This window comes from Pseudomonas sp. NFACC08-1 (genome assembly GCF_900106735.1).
Lineage (GTDB): Bacteria > Pseudomonadota > Gammaproteobacteria > Pseudomonadales > Pseudomonadaceae > Aquipseudomonas > Aquipseudomonas fluorescens_Q.
In genome coordinates this window covers 138,419-155,291 of sequence record NZ_FNNL01000003.1, presented here as the reverse complement: position 1 = coordinate 155,291, position 16,873 = coordinate 138,419, and the positions used below count along the sequence as shown (strand labels likewise).

At 56.9% G+C, this 16,873-nt stretch carries 18 protein-coding genes, 2 tRNA genes and 2 pseudogenes; 18 read left to right on the top strand and 4 right to left on the bottom strand.

The window, feature by feature from the left end:
- Positions 1-94: 94 nt before the first annotated feature.
- The 5 genes from BLU76_RS07790 to BLU76_RS07770 all read left to right on the top strand — a co-directional run bounded on the left by BLU76_RS07790 (position 95) and on the right by BLU76_RS07770 (position 2,981).
- Positions 95-170: transfer RNA gene (locus BLU76_RS07790), tRNA-Phe, on the top strand.
- 116 nt (positions 171-286) lie between these two features.
- On the top strand, positions 287-616 hold the full coding sequence (locus tag BLU76_RS07785; RefSeq protein WP_092222273.1) for a DHCW motif cupin fold protein: 330 nt from the start codon (positions 287-289) through the stop codon (positions 614-616).
- Between the two features lie 61 nt (positions 617-677).
- The gene (locus tag BLU76_RS07780) at positions 678-1,085 is read left to right on the top strand and encodes a hypothetical protein (RefSeq protein WP_063323372.1); all 408 of its coding nucleotides are present in this window, start codon (positions 678-680) and stop codon (positions 1,083-1,085) included.
- A 223-nt stretch (positions 1,086-1,308) separates the two neighbouring features.
- Positions 1,309-2,358 carry a PDDEXK nuclease domain-containing protein gene (locus tag BLU76_RS07775; RefSeq protein WP_092222271.1) on the top strand — a complete coding sequence of 350 codons (1,050 nt, stop codon included), beginning with the start codon at positions 1,309-1,311 and terminating at the stop codon, positions 2,356-2,358.
- A gap of 176 nt (positions 2,359-2,534) precedes the next feature.
- On the top strand, positions 2,535-2,981 hold the full coding sequence (locus BLU76_RS07770) for a hypothetical protein (RefSeq protein ID WP_092146494.1): 447 nt from the start codon (positions 2,535-2,537) through the stop codon (positions 2,979-2,981).
- A 9-nt stretch (positions 2,982-2,990) separates the two neighbouring features.
- On the opposite strand, the gene BLU76_RS07765 is transcribed toward BLU76_RS07770, so the two are convergent.
- On the bottom strand, positions 2,991-3,440 hold the full coding sequence (locus BLU76_RS07765; RefSeq protein ID WP_092222269.1) for a carboxypeptidase regulatory-like domain-containing protein: 450 nt from the start codon (positions 3,438-3,440) through the stop codon (positions 2,991-2,993).
- Between the two features lie 182 nt (positions 3,441-3,622).
- Between BLU76_RS07765 and vapB the strand changes: the two are divergent.
- The 11 genes and pseudogenes from vapB (at position 3,623) to BLU76_RS07710 (ending at position 11,935) form a co-directional block, all read left to right on the top strand.
- Positions 3,623-3,864, top strand: a pseudogene (gene vapB / locus BLU76_RS07760) (type II toxin-antitoxin system VapB family antitoxin).
- Positions 3,833-4,075, top strand: a pseudogene (locus BLU76_RS07755) (PIN domain-containing protein); the annotation flags it as partial. The pseudogenes vapB and BLU76_RS07755, both read left to right, overlap by 32 nt.
- Positions 4,076-4,280: 205 nt before the next feature.
- On the top strand, positions 4,281-4,745 hold the full coding sequence (locus tag BLU76_RS07750; protein WP_092222267.1) for a hypothetical protein: 465 nt from the start codon (positions 4,281-4,283) through the stop codon (positions 4,743-4,745).
- Positions 4,746-5,046: 301 nt separating this feature from the next.
- Positions 5,047-5,820 carry an ABC transporter ATP-binding protein gene (locus tag BLU76_RS07745; RefSeq protein WP_014336086.1) on the top strand — a complete coding sequence of 258 codons (774 nt, stop codon included), beginning with the start codon at positions 5,047-5,049 and terminating at the stop codon, positions 5,818-5,820.
- A gap of 13 nt (positions 5,821-5,833) precedes the next feature.
- Positions 5,834-6,589, top strand: a complete 756-nt coding sequence (locus tag BLU76_RS07740; protein WP_072342838.1) for an ABC transporter substrate-binding protein — start codon at positions 5,834-5,836, stop codon at positions 6,587-6,589.
- A gap of 78 nt (positions 6,590-6,667) precedes the next feature.
- Positions 6,668-7,363: an ABC transporter permease gene (locus BLU76_RS07735; RefSeq protein ID WP_063323379.1), complete on the top strand. Its 696-nt coding sequence runs from the start codon at positions 6,668-6,670 to the stop codon at positions 7,361-7,363.
- Complete coding sequence (locus BLU76_RS07730) at positions 7,360-8,049, top strand: ABC transporter permease (protein WP_092146498.1); 690 nt, start codon at positions 7,360-7,362, stop codon at positions 8,047-8,049. Before BLU76_RS07735 ends, BLU76_RS07730 begins: the two co-directional genes overlap by 4 nt.
- On the top strand, positions 8,030-9,283 hold the full coding sequence (locus tag BLU76_RS07725; RefSeq protein ID WP_092146499.1) for a methyltransferase: 1,254 nt from the start codon (positions 8,030-8,032) through the stop codon (positions 9,281-9,283). Before BLU76_RS07730 ends, BLU76_RS07725 begins: the two co-directional genes overlap by 20 nt.
- Positions 9,284-9,593: 310 nt before the next feature.
- Positions 9,594-10,418: an FkbM family methyltransferase gene (locus BLU76_RS07720; RefSeq protein WP_092146501.1), complete on the top strand. Its 825-nt coding sequence runs from the start codon at positions 9,594-9,596 to the stop codon at positions 10,416-10,418.
- A 75-nt stretch (positions 10,419-10,493) separates the two neighbouring features.
- Positions 10,494-10,569: transfer RNA gene (locus BLU76_RS07715), tRNA-Thr, on the top strand.
- Between the two features lie 208 nt (positions 10,570-10,777).
- Entirely contained in the window at positions 10,778-11,935 is a 1,158-nt protein-coding gene (locus tag BLU76_RS07710) for an AAA family ATPase (RefSeq protein ID WP_092146503.1), read from the top strand.
- 219 nt (positions 11,936-12,154) lie between these two features.
- On the opposite strand, the gene BLU76_RS07705 is transcribed toward BLU76_RS07710, so the two are convergent.
- On the bottom strand, positions 12,155-12,841 hold the full coding sequence (locus BLU76_RS07705; RefSeq protein WP_042730239.1) for a hydrolase: 687 nt from the start codon (positions 12,839-12,841) through the stop codon (positions 12,155-12,157).
- A gap of 274 nt (positions 12,842-13,115) precedes the next feature.
- Here BLU76_RS07705 and BLU76_RS07700 point away from each other — a divergent pair, with 274 nt between their 5' ends.
- On the top strand, positions 13,116-13,577 hold the full coding sequence (locus BLU76_RS07700) for a RidA family protein (RefSeq protein ID WP_092146505.1): 462 nt from the start codon (positions 13,116-13,118) through the stop codon (positions 13,575-13,577).
- Between the two features lie 19 nt (positions 13,578-13,596).
- Here BLU76_RS07700 and BLU76_RS07695 read toward each other — a convergent pair whose 3' ends face one another.
- Together BLU76_RS07695 and BLU76_RS07690 are read right to left on the bottom strand one after the other, a co-directional pair.
- Positions 13,597-14,556, bottom strand: coding sequence for a LysR family transcriptional regulator (locus BLU76_RS07695; RefSeq protein ID WP_371915036.1), 960 nt, complete (start codon positions 14,554-14,556; stop codon positions 13,597-13,599).
- Positions 14,557-14,692: 136 nt separating this feature from the next.
- The gene (locus tag BLU76_RS07690; RefSeq protein WP_010567868.1) at positions 14,693-14,932 is read right to left on the bottom strand and encodes a type II toxin-antitoxin system RelB/DinJ family antitoxin; all 240 of its coding nucleotides are present in this window, start codon (positions 14,930-14,932) and stop codon (positions 14,693-14,695) included.
- A 569-nt stretch (positions 14,933-15,501) separates the two neighbouring features.
- Here BLU76_RS07690 and BLU76_RS07685 point away from each other — a divergent pair.
- A complete protein-coding gene (locus tag BLU76_RS07685; RefSeq protein WP_092146509.1) occupies positions 15,502-16,491 on the top strand; it encodes an Abi family protein in 990 nt (329 codons plus the stop codon).
- The last annotated feature ends 382 nt before the right edge of the window (positions 16,492-16,873 follow it).

The window sequence follows — 16,873 nt, the reverse complement described above, 5'->3', positions numbered from 1 at the left end:
GCGTGGGGGCGGATCGTAAGCGACGGTAATAATTAAATATTTTTTGAAAACGTGCTTGACGCCCCCCTGAAAAACCCGTTTAATGCGCCCCGTTGCCCAGATAGCTCAGTCGGTAGAGCAGGGGATTGAAAATCCCCGTGTCGGCGGTTCGATTCCGTCTCTGGGCACCAAATACCGAAAACCCCGATCAAGAAATTGATCGGGGTTTTTTATTGGCTGGGATTTTCTTTCTCCGCCTGATCGACTCGGCTACATTCGTCCACTCCCCTCCAGCAAGCGAGTCGACATGGACATCACCGGCATCCCCTTCGGCACCACCGATTGGTCAACCATCGAACCCACCGAGCACAAAGGCGTCACCGGAACCGCTTATTGGCGCACGCGGCAATTCGGGAATATTCGGGTACGGATGGTGGAATACACAGCCGGGTATCTGGCCGACCATTGGTGCACCAAAGGCCACATCCTGTTTTGCCTCAAGGGCGAACTCAATACTGAACTTGAAGATGGCCGACAATTCTTGCTCAGGCCCGGCATGAGCTACCAGGTAGCAGACCAGGCCGAGCCTCATCGATCCTCCACTTCATCGGGGGCTACGCTCTTCATAGTGGATTGAGATTCGAAGCGTCGGCGTTGAAGCTGTAGGATAGATGGCCTTATCCATCAGGAATCCGGCCATGTCATCGGCGAACAAACAGCACAAGCGCAGCCAGCGCGCCAAGGCGAAAGCCAAGCAGAACCGCACCCGGCGTGCTGCTGCGCCGAACGATTTCCTCGACCCGAACGACGAGCGCATCGATCTGGAAACCGTGGACCTGACGGAGTTGTTCCAACTCATGAGTGCCGCCGAAAAGGTCAGCCAGAAAGCGATGTGCGAAGCGTTCCTGGCCCATCCACTGCTGGCGCTGGTTTTGGAACAGGAAGGTGAGGAAGAAGCGACCGACTTCATCATTACCGCATTGATCGAATACCGCCGCCTGACCACGGGCGTGGATGAACAGACCGCGCTGGACTGGGTGGAAAGCAAGCCATTCCAGGCCGATTACGTGGCCGCGTCCCAGGCGCTGGCCCAAGGCTCGATCTGACCGTCATCCCGCCAAGCGCTTTTGTGATGAAAGCGTCTGCGATGGACGACAACCCTCAGAGAAAGCTCCTACAAGCCAGGGTCAATCGACATAGGGCGGCGTCAAATCCGTCCTGCATGAATCAGCTTTTAATCCTCCAGGCCAATCAGCCCGGTCCTGCATCATCAAAACTTCCTCTGGAGCATGCTTTGGGTCCACCCCTTCTCAATGGCTGGACACATCGATGACTTCAATTTCACCTCAAGACGACCCGCAGCTCGCGCCACTGATCAGTGAACTCGGCCAATTGATCCAGCAGGCACGCCAGAAGGTCTTGCGCGCCGTCGATACACTGCAGGTGCAAACGTGCTGGCAAATCGGGCGACATATCATTGAGTTCGAGCAAGGAGGCGCCGAACGAGCGGCTTATGGAAAACGTCTGCTGCCGTCGCTGGCGAAAGTGCTGACGGCGCGGTTTGGCAAGGGGTTTGATGCGTCTAATCTGCGCTATATGCGACTTTTTTATCAAGCATTTCCAATGTGTGACGCACTGCGTCACGAATTGAGTTGGACCCACTATCGCCTACTACTCCGTGTTGAAAATGACAATGCACGTCATTGGTACATGAATGAAGCAGCAACGCAAAACTGGTCCACCCGCGCCCTGGAACGCCAGATCGGCACCTTCTATTACGAACGCCTACTGGCCAGCCGCGACAGGCCGGCAGTGGAGCAGGAGGCCCTCGTCAATCTCAAGGAACTGAACCTCGGCCCCAGGGATATCGTCAGGGATCCGGTGGTCCTGGAGTTCCTCGGGCTGCCCAATGCCGGCACGCTCCTGGAAACAGAACTGGAACAGGCCCTGATTGACCAATTACAGGGATTCCTGCTTGAGTTGGGCAAGGGCTTCGCCTTCATCGCCCGCCAGCAACGCATCAGTACCGAAAGCAAAGACTTCTACCTCGACCTGGTCTTCTACAACTATCTGCTCAAGTGTTTTGTAATCGTCGACCTGAAACGTGGTGAGCTGAGCCATCAGGACATCGGGCAAATGGACATGTATGTGCGCCTCTACGACGACCTCAAGCGCGGCCCCGATGACAAACCCACCGTCGGCATCATTCTGTGCGCCCAGAAAGACGAATCGGTGGTGCGTTATTCCGTGCTGCAAGGTAACGAACAGCTATTCGCCAGCCAGTACCAGCTGGTACTGCCCACCGAGCAAGAGCTGAGCAGAGAACTGGATCGTGAACGCGCCCGACTTGAGGAAATGGCAACCGGGCCTGGCGTCTGAGGGGAAGACAGTCGCTATCAGGATGGCGTTGCAAATTGGCAGGGGCATCATCCAGGCCCATGGCGGTAAACTGCACGCCGAAAGCCAGCCAGGCCAGGGCAGCGAATTGCGCTTTAGCGTGCCGAAAATCGACTGAGCCGGGCACTGTCCCCTAACGAATTGGAAACCGAAGCCCAATGGCCTCACTGAACAAGCAGCAAAAACGCGCCAAGCGCGCCAAAGACAAAGCCAAGCAGATCCGCATGAGCGGGCGCAAATCGATCCCAATGTATGGCGACCCGGCCCACGCCACCGCCCAGCCACCGGTCTACGTGCTGGAACTGTTCGCCAAGCTGCGCGAAGCCGAGGCCATCAGCCGCAGTGAAATGCTCGATACGTTGCTCGCGTCCCTGAGCGTGATGATCATCGAACGCCCAGGTCTGCTCGACCTGAAAAACGCCGAAAACGAAAGCATGGCCGCCACCAACCTGGCGGCCGACATGCTGGTGGACTACCGCATGTGGGTCGATGACATGGACCGCGAGACGGCACAGCGCTGGCTCAGCACCCCGGAGTTCATCCAGGACTTCAGCGAGGCGCTGGACCGTTATCGCCAGTCGATGGAAGAACCAGCCAGCGAATAAACCGGCCGGTTATTCGTCACCGTTCCAATGGAACACCAGGTTGCGCACGGCGCCGCTGCCGACGTCGGCGGTGTCGCGCCGCGCCTCGCCGTTGCGTGTCGCCACCACGGTGTACTTGCCCGGCGGCAACTGTACGTAAACCAGCGGTCCCGCCTCGTCCAGCTTCAGCAGCGCTTGCCCCGCCGCGTTCTGGACGACGACATGCACATCCGGGATGTATTTGTTTTCCGGGCCGACCGCGAACGTCATGTGCAGGTTGTAACCCTGGGCCTGTCCGATGGCCCGGGCTTCATCCTCGCCAATGCCACCGGACAAGTAGGTGATGCCGTTCTGTTGCTGCGGCTGGGCCTGCACGCCGGCACTGTCTATCGGGGCCAGGCTGGTGGCGTTGAGCATGATCGGGAACAACAGCATGCCGAGCAGAAGGAAGGGCAGCAAAAAGTAATGGTTATGCTTCATGGCGAGGACTCCAGGTACTGGAAACAGCTCATGAGTTCTCTTTTGATTGTGGTTACACGCCAAGGTTTAGATCTATTGGCGATGAACGGAATCAGAAAACCATTCATCGCAACGCTATATATCCGGCTGACATATCCCCGCATGGTTCTATGCTTAGTTTGAATTTCCAAGAGGGGCTGCACATCGAACAAACCACCCTTTTCATGAGCAATTGCAGCCAGGCCGTCCTGGCTACGTTGCGATGCCAAACGATGTAAAGCGTGTAGACGTGATTGCCATAGGAAGAGCACGCGTCATCACACCAGTTGGCGAAGCGTGGGATAGCGGGTTCGATGGAGACTCCGTGACAGCAGATTTTATGGCAGAGCGTGAACAGCCTGCCGATCAGGAGCGCGAGCCTGCCTGGGTTCTGTGCCCGGCTTGAAGTTTTTGATTATGAAGGCGCAGCGCATACCTGAATGATCCGAGCCGAGCTGGCAACAATTGGCAAGCCGATCGGTCCCTATGACCAAATGATCGCAGGCCATGCCCGCTCTCGCGGGCTGATCGTAGTGACCAACAATCTAAGGGAGTTTGAAAGAGTCCCGGGCCTGCGCATCGCGGACTGGACCACAGCGACGACGCCAGGGTTGTAACTTCGGGGGCTTGAAGTTAAAAACCACTCCATTGAGACTCCTGTGGAGGTAGCTCGCGATGCGGCCATCACCCCCTCATCTTTGTTGGCTCCTCTACCGCCATCGCGAGCAAGCTCGCTTCCACAGATTTCATGACTCTTTTTTCAACAAAATAACGGAACCACGCCCATGGCCTCCGCGAACAAGCAACAAAAACGCGCCAAGCGTGCAAAAACAAAAAGCCAAGCAACTACGCGTCAGTCGTACAAAGCCTGCTGCCGTGGCGTTTGATCTTCCTGAGTACGACGATCCGTACTTCCTGGATGCCCTGCAAGACGAACTCGCAGAACGCCCAAGAGACTTCTTGTCACTGTTTTATGAGATGCATGACGCCGAAGAAGAGTCGGGGCGCATTGACATGATGATCAGGATGCTCGGATTAATCCTTGCGATGACGAATGAACAGCCCGAACTTCTGAATCGTGAAAATGCCGAAAACGAAGCCACGGCCGTCCAAAACCTGGTCGAAAATAGCCTGATCACTTATCGAATGTGGGCTGACGATATCGATCGGGAAGCAGCGGAGCGTTGGCTTCACAGCCCTGAAGTACAGGCGGATTTCGAAATTGCACGAGCCAGCTTCAAAGAGGCTCTCAAAATACTGTGGGATGTCGAGGACGCTCCCGAGTAACCCAACAGACTTTTGATCGCGGCAACGCTCATCCGATTAACCCTTCCAACCCCCGCCCAAAGCTGGCACCATCGCGCCTTTTTTTACGCGACTCCCCGGACTTTTCACCGGTAAACCAGGTTCAAACGGCCGTTCGGTTGTTGAAGGCGCGACAGTCTGCTGTGCCGATGCGACAACCTGCCGCACATCATTGGTTTACCCCCCGTAGCGCTGTTGGCTGCCATTCGGACGCATGCTAGCTTGGCCGCCTCGCCAAGGAAGGCAGCCAACAGCAAGGGAGCACACACCATGAGGACCGCACATGGCCCAGGCCACGCCCGCGCTTGAAATCCGCAACCTGCACAAACGCTACGGACAGTTGGAGGTGCTCAAAGGCGTCTCGCTGACCGCCCGCGACGGCGATGTGATCTCGATCCTCGGATCCTCCGGGTCCGGCAAATCCACATTCCTGCGCTGCATCAACCTGCTGGAAAACCCCAACCAGGGCCAGATCCTGGTGGCCGGCGAAGAGCTCAAGCTCAAGGCCGCGAAAAACGGTGAACTGGTCGCCGCCGACGGCAAACAGATCAACCGCCTGCGCAGCGAGATCGGTTTTGTCTTCCAGAACTTCAACCTTTGGCCGCACATGAGCGTGCTCGATAACATCATCGAAGCGCCGCGCCGGGTGCTTGGCCAAAGCAAGGCCGAAGCCGTCGAAGTGGCCGAAGCTCTGCTGGCCAAAGTCGGTATCGCCGACAAGCGTCACGCCTACCCGGCCGAACTGTCTGGCGGCCAGCAACAACGCGCGGCCATTGCTCGCACACTGGCGATGCAGCCCAAGGTGATTCTGTTCGACGAGCCCACCTCCGCCCTTGACCCGGAAATGGTCCAGGAAGTACTTAGTGTGATCCGCGCCCTGGCCGAAGAAGGACGCACCATGCTGCTGGTCACCCATGAAATGGGCTTCGCCCGTCAGGTTTCCAGCGAAGTCGTGTTCCTTCATCAAGGCTTGGTCGAGGAGCAAGGATCGCCACAGCAGGTCTTCGAGAACCCGCTTTCGGCGCGCTGCAAACAATTCATGTCCAGCAACCGCTAACGGAGCAGTACACATGCAGAGCTACAAGAAATTCCTCCTGGCCGCAGCGGCCGGCCTGGTCTTCTCGGCCAGCGCCATGGCGGCCGAAAAAATGAAGATGGGCATCGAAGCGGCCTATCCGCCATTCAACAACAAGGACGCCAGCGGCCAGGTCGTGGGGTTCGATAAAGACATCGGCGACGCCCTGTGCGCCAAGATGAAAGTCGAGTGTGAAGTCGTCACTTCCAACTGGGACGGCATCATTCCCGCCCTGATGGCCAAGAAGTTCGACTTCCTGATTTCTTCGCTGTCGGTCAACGACGAGCGCAAGCAAGCCGTGGACTTCACCGATCCGTACTACTCCAACAAACTGCAATTCATCGCACCGAAAAACGTCGATTTCAAAGTCGATAAAGAGTCTCTCAAGGGCAAGGTCATCGGGGCCCAGCGCTCTACCCTCGCCGGCACCTGGCTGGAAGACGAACTGGGCAGCGACATCACCGCCAAGCTCTACGACACCCAGGAAAACGCCTACCTGGACCTGACCTCCGGCCGCGTCGACGCGATCCTGGCCGACAAATACGTGAACTACGACTGGCTGAAAACCGAAGCTGGCCGTGCTTACGAATTCAAGGGGGATCCGGTAGTGGAAGGTGACAAGATCGCCATTGCGGTGCGCAAGGGTAACGACGAACTGCGCAACAAGCTGAACGCCGCACTCAAGGAAATCCTTGCCGACGGTACCTATAAAAAGATCAACGACAAGTACTTCCCGTTCAGTATCTATTGATACTGACGTGCCTGGCCGGCGCAGCCGTCTGGCAGCGCCGGCCCTTAGCAAAGCCTGCCGCGATATGAATTCTTACCCATGATGATCGATCTCTACGGATTCGGCCCGGCGCTTGCCGCCGGCGCGCTGATGACCGTCAAATTGGCACTCACGGCCCTCTGCCTGGGGCTGGTGCTCGGCCTGCTCGGCGCCTTGGCCAAGACCTCGCCGTACAAGCCGCTGCAGTGGCTGGGCGGCACCTATTCGACGCTGGTTCGCGGCATCCCGGAATTGCTCTGGGTGCTGCTGATCTATTTCGGCACCGTCAACCTGCTGCGTGCCCTGGGTGAGTATTTCGGCAACCCCGATCTCACCCTCGATGCCTTCGCCGCTGGTGTCATTGCCCTGGGCCTGTGCTTTGGCGCCTACGCCACGGAAGTGTTTCGCGGTGCGATCCTGGCGATTCCCAAGGGCCACCGTGAGGCCGGCGTCGCCCTGGGCCTGTCGAAGTGGCGGATCTTCACTCGGTTGATCATGCCGCAGATGTGGCGCATCGCCCTGCCCGGCCTGGGCAACCTGTTCATGATCCTGATGAAGGACACCGCGCTGGTCTCGGTGATCGGCCTGGAAGAAATCATGCGCCATGCGGAAATCGGCGTGACCGTGTCCAAGCAACCGTTCACCTTCTATATGGTCGCAGCATTCATGTACCTGGGCCTGACGGTGCTCGCCATGATCGGCATGCACCTGCTGGAACGACGCGCCGCCCGTGGATTTACCAGGAGTACCCAATGAACTGGGACGTCATCATCAAGTGGCTGCCCAAGCTGGCCCAAGGCGCGACACTGACCCTGGAGCTGGTGGCCATCGCCGTGATCGCCGGGCTGCTGCTGGCGATTCCACTGGGCATCGCGCGCTCTTCGCGCCTGTGGCAAGTGCGGGCATTGCCCTATGCCTACATCTTCTTTTTCCGTGGCACGCCGCTGTTGGTCCAGCTGTTTTTGGTCTACTACGGCCTGGCGCAATTCGAAGCCGTGCGCAGCAGTGCAATGTGGCCGTACCTGCGGGACCCGTTCTGGTGCGCCACGGCCACCATGACCCTGCACACCGCTGCCTACATCGCCGAGATCCTGCGCGGTGCGATCCAGGCCATCCCCCGTGGCGAGATCGAAGCCGCACGGGCCCTGGGCATGTCGCGGCCCAAGGCGTTGTTCTACATCATGCTTCCCCGTGCCGCGCGCATCGGCCTGCCGGCCTACAGCAACGAAGTGATCCTGATGCTCAAGGCCAGTGCCCTGGCGAGTACCGTGACCTTGCTGGAACTCACCGGCATGGCCCGCACCATCATTGCCCGGACCTACTTGCCGGTGGAGATTTTCTTTGCAGCCGGCATGTTCTACCTGCTGATGTCCTACCTACTGGTGCAAGGCTTCAAGCAGCTGGAGCGCTGGTTGCGCGTCGATGCCTGCCAAGGACGCTGACTGCGGCGTGCTGACGGGCGAGGCTCTGCTCGCCCGCTTCACGGCGCTGGATACTTTTCTCACGGCGCACCAGGCACTGTGGAAACCGCGTCCGTTCACCCATCTGCAACTGCCTTGGGAAACGTCCCACCCGGAATTGTCCCGATGGCTACGCCAGCGCTCGCTGGAAGCTGCGGAAAACGACCATCATCAGCCGTGGTTGATGGAAGATGCGCCTGCGCCATTCCCGGAATTGGCCGCTATCTCCCGAGCATTGAGCGCTGTCGCAGAATTGCCGGCCAGCACGCTCGAAGCACCAAGCCATCGCCTCAACGTCGACGTGCCCGGGCGCAAATGGCAGCAGATCGAAGCCTTCGCCAGCCGCCTGCACTTCACCACCCAACCGACCCATTGGCTCGATTGGTGCGCCGGCAAAGGCCACCTCGGTCGACGCCTGCTGCAGGGTGAGCAACAACTGACTTGCCTGGAGTATGACCCCGCACTGGTCGCCAGCGGCCAACAACTGAGCCTGCACCATCACCTGCACGCCACGCACCTGCAACAAGACGTACTGGCGGCTGACGCAATCCAGGCGCTCCATTCCGGACACACGCCTGTGGCCCTGCACGCCTGCGGCGACCTGCATGTGCGCTTGATACACCTGGCCAGCGCCGCTGGCTGTGCACAACTGGCGATCGCGCCCTGCTGTTACAACCGCATCAGCAGCGAGCGTTATCAAGCACTGTCCAACGCGGCCAAGGGCTCAGCCCTACAGCTGTCGCTAGACGATCTCAGCCTGCCGCTGACCGAAACCGTCACCGCTGGCGCGCGCGTCAGAAGACAACGGGACCAATCCATGGCCCGGCGCCTGGGCTTCGACCTGCTGCAACGGCACATCAGGGGGTGCGACGACTACTTGTCCACCCCCTCACTGCCCAGCGCCTGGCTGGAAAAATCCTTCGCCCAGTACTGCACCGATCTGGCGATCCTGAAAGACTTATCCACAGTTGGTACGCCTGATTGGGTCGCCCTGGAAGCAGCGGGCCATCAACGTCTGGCCGAGGTGCGCAACCTGGAGTTGCTGCGAGGCCTTTTCCGACGACCGCTAGAGCTTTGGCTGGTACTGGACCGGGCGCTTTTCCTCACTCAAAAAGGCTACGACGTTCGCCTCGGCACCTTCTGCGAAACCCCGCTGACGCCGCGCAACCTGCTGTTGCTGGCAGAGCGTTGCCGAGACGAAACAGCCTGTGGATAACTCTGTTGATGAAATAAACTCGGATCCAAGAAATCCGTGATTTCCTGAGCGAATCAGCATTGGTCATTTTTTGTTCATATGGATAAAAAACCATGAAAACAGGCATTTGCGACGAAACGCGAAGGCGGTCACAAAATCGCAAGATGCCCTGCGTCTCATCCTGCCCGTTGTGCATAAGCGTCTAAGCAAAACGACATAACCGCCGAATTCAGTGCTGCTCCGCGCCAACAATTGCGTCCACCGCGCCCGTGCTATACAACAGCCAAACGTATCGTGATTGACACAACGCCGACACACTCAAGGACTGGCCGTGACGTTCATTTCCTACGCACAAAACTTCGAAGACATACGCCTGTGGCGCGCCCTCAAATCGGTGGAAAACGGCTTTTACCTCGACGTCGGCGCCAACCATCCGACAGATGATTCAGTCACCCGAGCGTTTTACGACCGCGGCTGGCGCGGCATCAACATCGAACCCGTACCGGCCTACTACGACGCCCTCTGCCAACAACGCCCCCACGACATCAACCTGCAATGCGTGGCCGGCGACAACGCCGAAAGCCTGACCTTCTACACCATCGCCAACACCGGCCTGTCCACGGTAGAAGCCAGCGTCGCCCAACAACACCGCGACGCCGGCATGGACGTGGGCACCCAGACCGTCCAGTCCCGCACCCTGGCCTCCATCTGCGAGCAATACGCCCAGGATCGTCCCATCCACTTCCTGAAAATCGACGTCGAAGGCCACGAAGAAACCGTGCTGCGCGGCATGGACTTCGGCCGCTGGCGCCCCTGGATCATCCTCATCGAAACCCCATGGGCCCGCGACCAGACCTGGGAAACCCTGGTGACCGACGCCGGCTACCAGTCCATCCTGTTCGACGGCATCAACACCTACTACCTCGCCGAAGAACACCTGGCCCTCAAACCCGCCTTCGACATCCCCCCGTGCAACCTCGACGGCTTCCAACTCTGCAAAGGCCACAAATTCAGCCACCCCATCGACGACACCGACCAACAACTCAGCGCCGCCCTGCAACGCGCCGAACAGGCCGAAGCCCAACTCCACGCCATGCAAAACAGCCGCACCTGGCGCGCCATGAACAAACTGCGCAACCTGCTGCACCGCGCTTGAGTATGGGCAGTGCAAAAATAGTCAGAATTCAGGGGTTTACAGAACGCACCCAATCGCTATAATCGTCGCCCACACGCCGGTATAGCTCAGTTGGTAGAGCAACTGACTTGTAATCAGTAGGTCCCGGGTTCGACTCCTGGTGCCGGCACCATACAAAACAAAGCCCTCGCAGAAATGCGAGGGCTTTGTTGTTTCTGGGGTATTGATGTTCCTACCCCCTGCCTTCGTCGACCAACTCGTAGTCCCCCGCTTCGCTACTCCTCAAAGCATCGATTCTCTCCTAAGGCTCACAATCCGATCTTTATGCTAAATTATGAATTAGCAATAATTATGGCGTATCCATAAAAGGGGGTAATTGCATGAGCAGCATATTTCAACGCCCTGAATTGGCTGAATCGATGGCAAATCAGCTGCTCCATCCAGGCGTGCTCGATGAAGGCCTGCGCTCAGGTCTGTTCCTGTCTGGCTTACGCCGTACAGGCAAAACGACTTTTCTGAGAAATGACCTCATCCCAGCCCTGGAAGAGGCTGGGGCTCTGGTCATCTACGTTGACCTATGGAGCGACACCTTGGCCAACCCGGCCACGCTCGTGCACAACGCCATACATAAAACGCTGAAAGATCTGCAAACGCCGGGCTCCTCTGCCCTGGAAATACTCAAGCGCGTCAGTAATGTCGAGGCAGGCGCCGCAGGGTTCAAATTCGGCTTCAAACTCGACAGCATCGGTAACCCCGACGGCCCGACACTGGCGCAAGCACTGACAGAAGTCGTCGACCAAGCCAAGACCGACTTGGTCCTGATCATTGACGAAGTGCAGCACGCCATCTCCTCCGACGATGGCAATCAAATGCTCTTGGCCCTCAAGGCCGCACGCGATGCAATCAACCCTCGCCCGAATACACCGGGTTACTTCTTGTTTATCGGAACCGGCTCCCACAGGGCCCAAGTCAGCGAACTGACCGCCAAACGCAACCAGGCGTTTTCCGGCGCCACATCAGCCGCCTACCCGCTGCTCAAAGGTGACTACGTAGAGTTCCTGCTCAACCGACTTGCCATGACCGTGAAAAAAGAAAAGCTGCCGTCCGTGGAGACAGCCATCGAGGCGTTCAATACCTTGGGCAACCGACCCGAAGAGATGCTCAAGGCTCTACGCCAACTCTTGCAGCAGGACGGGGACCCCGACCTCTTTCTTCCCGTAATCGCCAGCACTCTACGTTCGGCTGCAGCGAACATCGAGCTGGAAAAAGTCGAGCAACTGGGCAGCCTGGCCCTGGCGATTTTCAACAAAATCGCATCTACAGAAGGCGATGCTCGAGGGATTTTTTCCATCGACGCAGCGGCCGAGTATTCAAAGTCAGTAGGGCGAGAGGTGCGAGTTGAAGAGATTCAACCGGTGGTAATCGCGCTAGTAGCGGAGAACATCATCATGCGGCGCGGGCATGGGATTTACGCGATTACGGATCAGTTTGTTCAGGAGATTTGGCTGGAGCAGCGGGTTTTGATTGAGGGGAGTTAGGGACTGGTTGATCATCGAGTGGCACTAGCCGCATAGGCGTCCGTCCGCAAACGTAGCACTCCTGCACATAGGCACCTCACTTTCGATTTGGAAAATAAATACGTCCCCTTTTTCCTTTCCTTTTTCCTTCCTTTCCTTCCTGATATAGCCTCTGTCGCCGTTCCGGTTCAAATGGATAGAAATGGGGACTGGCCCCCATTTGATGAGGGCCAGTGAGGCTCAGACAGAGGCGGCCACAGGTGCCAGGGTCGGGCCGTGGTCTACACGCTCGGGAGCCTTGTGCACCATGGTGTAGGCATAGTCGACGCCCATGCCGTAAGCACCGGAGTGCTCCTTCACCAGATTCATGACGGCGTCGTAGGTGTCGCGGTTGTTCCAGTCACGCTGCCACTCCAGCAGCACCTGCTGCCAGGTGACCGGCACCACGCCGGCCTGAATCATGCGCTGCATGGCGTAATCGTGAGCCTCCTTCGTTGTGCCACCGGAAGCATCGGCGACCATGTAGATCTCGTAGCCGGCATCGTGCATGGCGGAAAGTGCAAATGTGGTATTGCACACTTCAGTCCAAAGGCCAGAGACGATGATTTTATTACGGCCATTGGCTTTCAGCGCGTCACGGACTTTCTGGTCGTCCCACGAGTTCATCGAGGTGCGCTCCAGCAGAGGCGCGTCAGGAAACACAGCGAGTAATTCGGGATATGTGTGGCCGGAGAAGCTATTGGTTTCGACGGTGGTGATAGTGGTTGGCACGTTGAAAATTTTTGCGGCCTTCGCCAGAGCGACCGTGTTGTTCTTCAGCGTCTGGCGGTCGATGCTTTGCACGCCAAAGGCCATCTGGGGCTGCTGATCAATGAAAATCAGTTGGCTGTTTTGAGGGGTCAGGACTTCGGTTTTTGGATTGTTCATGGTGGTTCCCTTTAGTGAAATGATGGTCTTCTAATCTCTTTGCGGGCCGGGCCAATCTTTTGTCCGCTGAAAATCACGGAAGGTTGTTGGCGGTAGGTGCGGCGCCGATTTCGAGTTCAAGGTAACCGATCATTCACGATTTTAGGGGCGCATTAATGCGTCTCCATAGACGCATTAATGCGCCCTTATAAAATCATTTGCGGTGCTAGTCTCTGGCATCCCACAACTCGGACTGCCGCTGTGCAAGCAGTCTGTTCTACGCCAGGAGAATGCAATGTCAGCTTCGCAACCGTTCGGAAAGAAAACCGCTTACTGGGGAGTCGCATGGGAAGAAAGCTACGGCTACCCGCAGGCCAGACAAGTCGGAAACGACATCTATATATCCGGCCAATTCAACCATGATGAAGACGGCAACCTGGTAGCTCCTGCCCCACTCGATAGCGAAGGCAAGCCCAGTGATTTCTCTTCGATGGGAGAGCAAATGCGCGCTTCCTACGACAACATCTCCAAGTTGCTTACACTGTATGGCGCAACACTTGAAGACGTGGTCGAAGAGACGCTTTATGTGCTGGACATGGACGCGGCTTTTGCCGTGGTAGGCAATGTTCGCAAGGCTGCGTTTGGCACCGAGCGGCCCCAGTGCACGAGCAACATCATCGGCGTATCGAGGCTCGCACAGCGTTCGCAGTTGATCGAAATTGTCTGCAAGGCGGTCATTGGCTCCGGCACCCGCTAAGACGTGCTCCCGGTTTCGTCTACGAAACCGGGAGAGATCGCTGGCCTTCGACCAAGGGCTTGAGTTCGGCAACCGCCGCTGCGCAAAACGTCATGAACGCCTTGACTCGCCATGATTTTCGAATGTCCTGGTGAGTCAGCAGCCAAAGCCCATCCTGAAGTTCAGGCACAACCGGGCCGACACGCACCAATCCCGGCGTGATGTCACCCAGCATGCAGGGAAGGAACCCAAAACCAAGACCCGCTACAATCGCAGCGCTTGCAGCGGCAACGGAGTCGGTACGATACGAAATGCAATCGGGGTGAACTCTGCTATCAACGTAGCTCGTTGCTTTGAGGCCGCATAAAGCTGCCGAGTAAGATACCCACGCCTGGCCTTCTGCGAAAGGTGTCGAGGTCGGTGCGTTTTTATCACTGCCGTATGGCGCCCAGGCAATTGTCGCGAGTTTGCGCCCAACCAAACTTTCAGCTGGTTTATTGGTCGCCCTCACCGCAATATCCGACTCATCGCGGGCAAGACTCAATGTCTGATTGCCTACAAGTACTTCAATCGCTATCCCTTCATTCAGAGCTTTGAATTGCGCAATGATAGGTGTGAGGAAGTACAGCAGCAGCGAATCGCTGGTGGTGATGCGGAGTTTTCCGAGTGGCCCCTGACCCGCCCGTGACACACGCCGTGCAACACTAACGATATCCAGTTCGACTCGCTCGGCGAGCTCTCGCAGCTCTACGCCTTCCGCTGTGAGCATGTATCCCGAGCGGCGGTGATCGAAGAGTGCAACTCCAAGTGTTTTCTGAAGCTGGGCCACTCGGCGCGATACCGTGGATATGTTGATCCCCAGTTTTTTGGCAGCATCAGTGCGATTTGCGCATTCACTGAGCGCTTTGATAATGCGCAAGTCGTCCCATGAGAGCTGGGCCACAGCATCACTGAAATCCGATCTGCCCCCCTTTTGCACTGCCTGGCGTGATGAACCGATGTTAGGTGGCGTATTCACGCGAGATATTCCAAATAGCATGTTCGCTCATCATACGAAAAGGCTAACGGGGAACAAAGTAATTGGGGTACCCCCCAATTTGTGCCACTCCTTTAACGCCCGCGCATCGAATTCGAGGCTATAGGTCATCTAGCGAAACCTTAACCCGCTGGGGATTAGCCAGCCGCTCGCGAACCGTTGCGATCAAGGCTTCATCGTCCTCGGTCATCAGGACGGGCTTGAAGGGTAGCTGACCGCGCTCTGCTACGTACTGCAAGGCTTGGCGCATCAGCTCAGAAGGGGTGACGCCGAGCTTTTCCAGCTCGTGGTAAGCACGCGCTTTGAGGTCGTCGTCGATACGGACATTGATGGACGCCATGGGATGGCCCTCACTGTAATGACATTGGTCTTTACATTGAGGTAACAACTTCATTTGAGCCAGCCTGAAAATAGCTGGTTTTTTTACCCAATTCACAGGTTACGTGTGTCGCTCGCAACTCTACGTACCGAGCACAGCACATGCTCAGGTTTAATCGTCCCCGATTCGATTCCACTGAAAGCCATAACTAGCTGATTTGTTTATAGTTACTAGTTGGGGTACGCCGAATTTTCCAGCGAACTCCAGACCCGCAGAAAACCTAGCCTCGCCGAAAGCTACCGTTCGTCTGGTGCCGGCACCATACAAAACGAAGCCCTCGTAGAAATGCGGGGGCTTTGTTGTTTCTGGAGGTTGAACCTTCCCAGGAGCTAGATAAGACCGATATCGCCTTAATCAGCATCCACAGACCAAACCTTTCCTGCGCTCCTACCCGTTACAATTTCACGTCAGGACAATGTTGACGGTCTCTTACACCGACCTATAATGCCCCCCAACACACCCGCCAAGCCTAGGTTGACCCAGTCAGCAAGCTCAAATCGTGCGGGTTTTTTTTGCCTGGAGAAAACTACATGAGGCCCTTCGACAAGCCGGCTCTCAGCGTAGAACAGCAATTGGAACTGCTAAAGCAACGAGGTTTGCACATCGCCAACGATGATCGAGCCATGCGTTTTCTCGAAGTGGTCACGCTGTTTCGCCTGAGTCCCTACATGCGCCCCTTTCAGGAGCTAGACCCTGAACATCCTTTCAAGCCCGGCAGCACACTGAAGGCAATCGTCGATATTTACCGCTTCGATGGTACGTTGCGGCGCGTCACCATGGATGCCATCGAACGTGTCGAAGTCGCCATACGAGCGACTATCAGCAATCATATGTGCCCCAAGTACGGGCCTGACTGGATAGCTGACGCGTCCGTCTTCTCCTCGTCATACTCACACACCGATTTGTTGCGTCCATTGCGGGAGCAAATGAATAAGGAGCGCAGTAAACTCAAACGTGATGTCGACCGCATCAGAAAGGGCCGACAAGCCGATGGGCTCCAGCAACAGCGGATCGAAAACCGCATGCGTGACAACTATTTCCGATACTACGGTGCAACCTATGCCCACCCGGAGTTGCCGCCCGCTTGGGCGGTCCTGGAAGAACTCAGCCTTGGGACGGTATCTACCCTCTTCAATGCCATAGGCAAAAGCGCCGACAAGAAAGCTATCGCCACCAGATTCAGCCTGCCCTTCGAAGTACTGGCCTCCTGGCTACACACGCTGACCTTCATTCGCAACTGCTGTGCCCACCACTCACGGCTATGGAACCGAGAGCTCTCGATTCGACCATCCTTACCTAAAGAATGGGCCATTCCCACGGCCCCCGCCGACCAGCCTCAGCCCAAACAGCGGCTATACGTCGTATTGACGATGCTGGCCTACCTAACCGACCTGATCAGCCCTGACAGCCAGTGGAAGCTTCGCCTGGCCGAAATCATGGATCAGCAGGAACTGGATTATTTGAGGCTCATGGGATTTCCAAATGATTGGAAAGATCAACAGCAATGGCGCCTAGCGTAGAGAAACTAGAAGCAGACTGCGGTTAATTCCCTGCTTCATCATTCCAGCCAAAAATCGTGGTCTGTCCCCTCGAATCACTGATCGGGGTACGGCAAATTTTCCACCGACGTCTAAACCCGCAGGAAACCTGGCCTCGCCAAAAGCTACCGTTCGTCTGGTGCCGCACCATACAAAACAAAGCCCTCGCAGAAATGCGGGGGGCTTTGTCGCTGGGTTGATCGCAGGAGCAGATAAGCAGGCAGGGCAGGTACCCTTTCACCCTCCGTTCGGGTGAAGGGGTAAGCTGCTACTCTGAACCTCTCGCAACCCGACTCGATCATAAAGAATAGTGTTGAGCAGAAAGTTAAGAATCAAACTGAAAGTAGAATTGGAAGCATTGAAA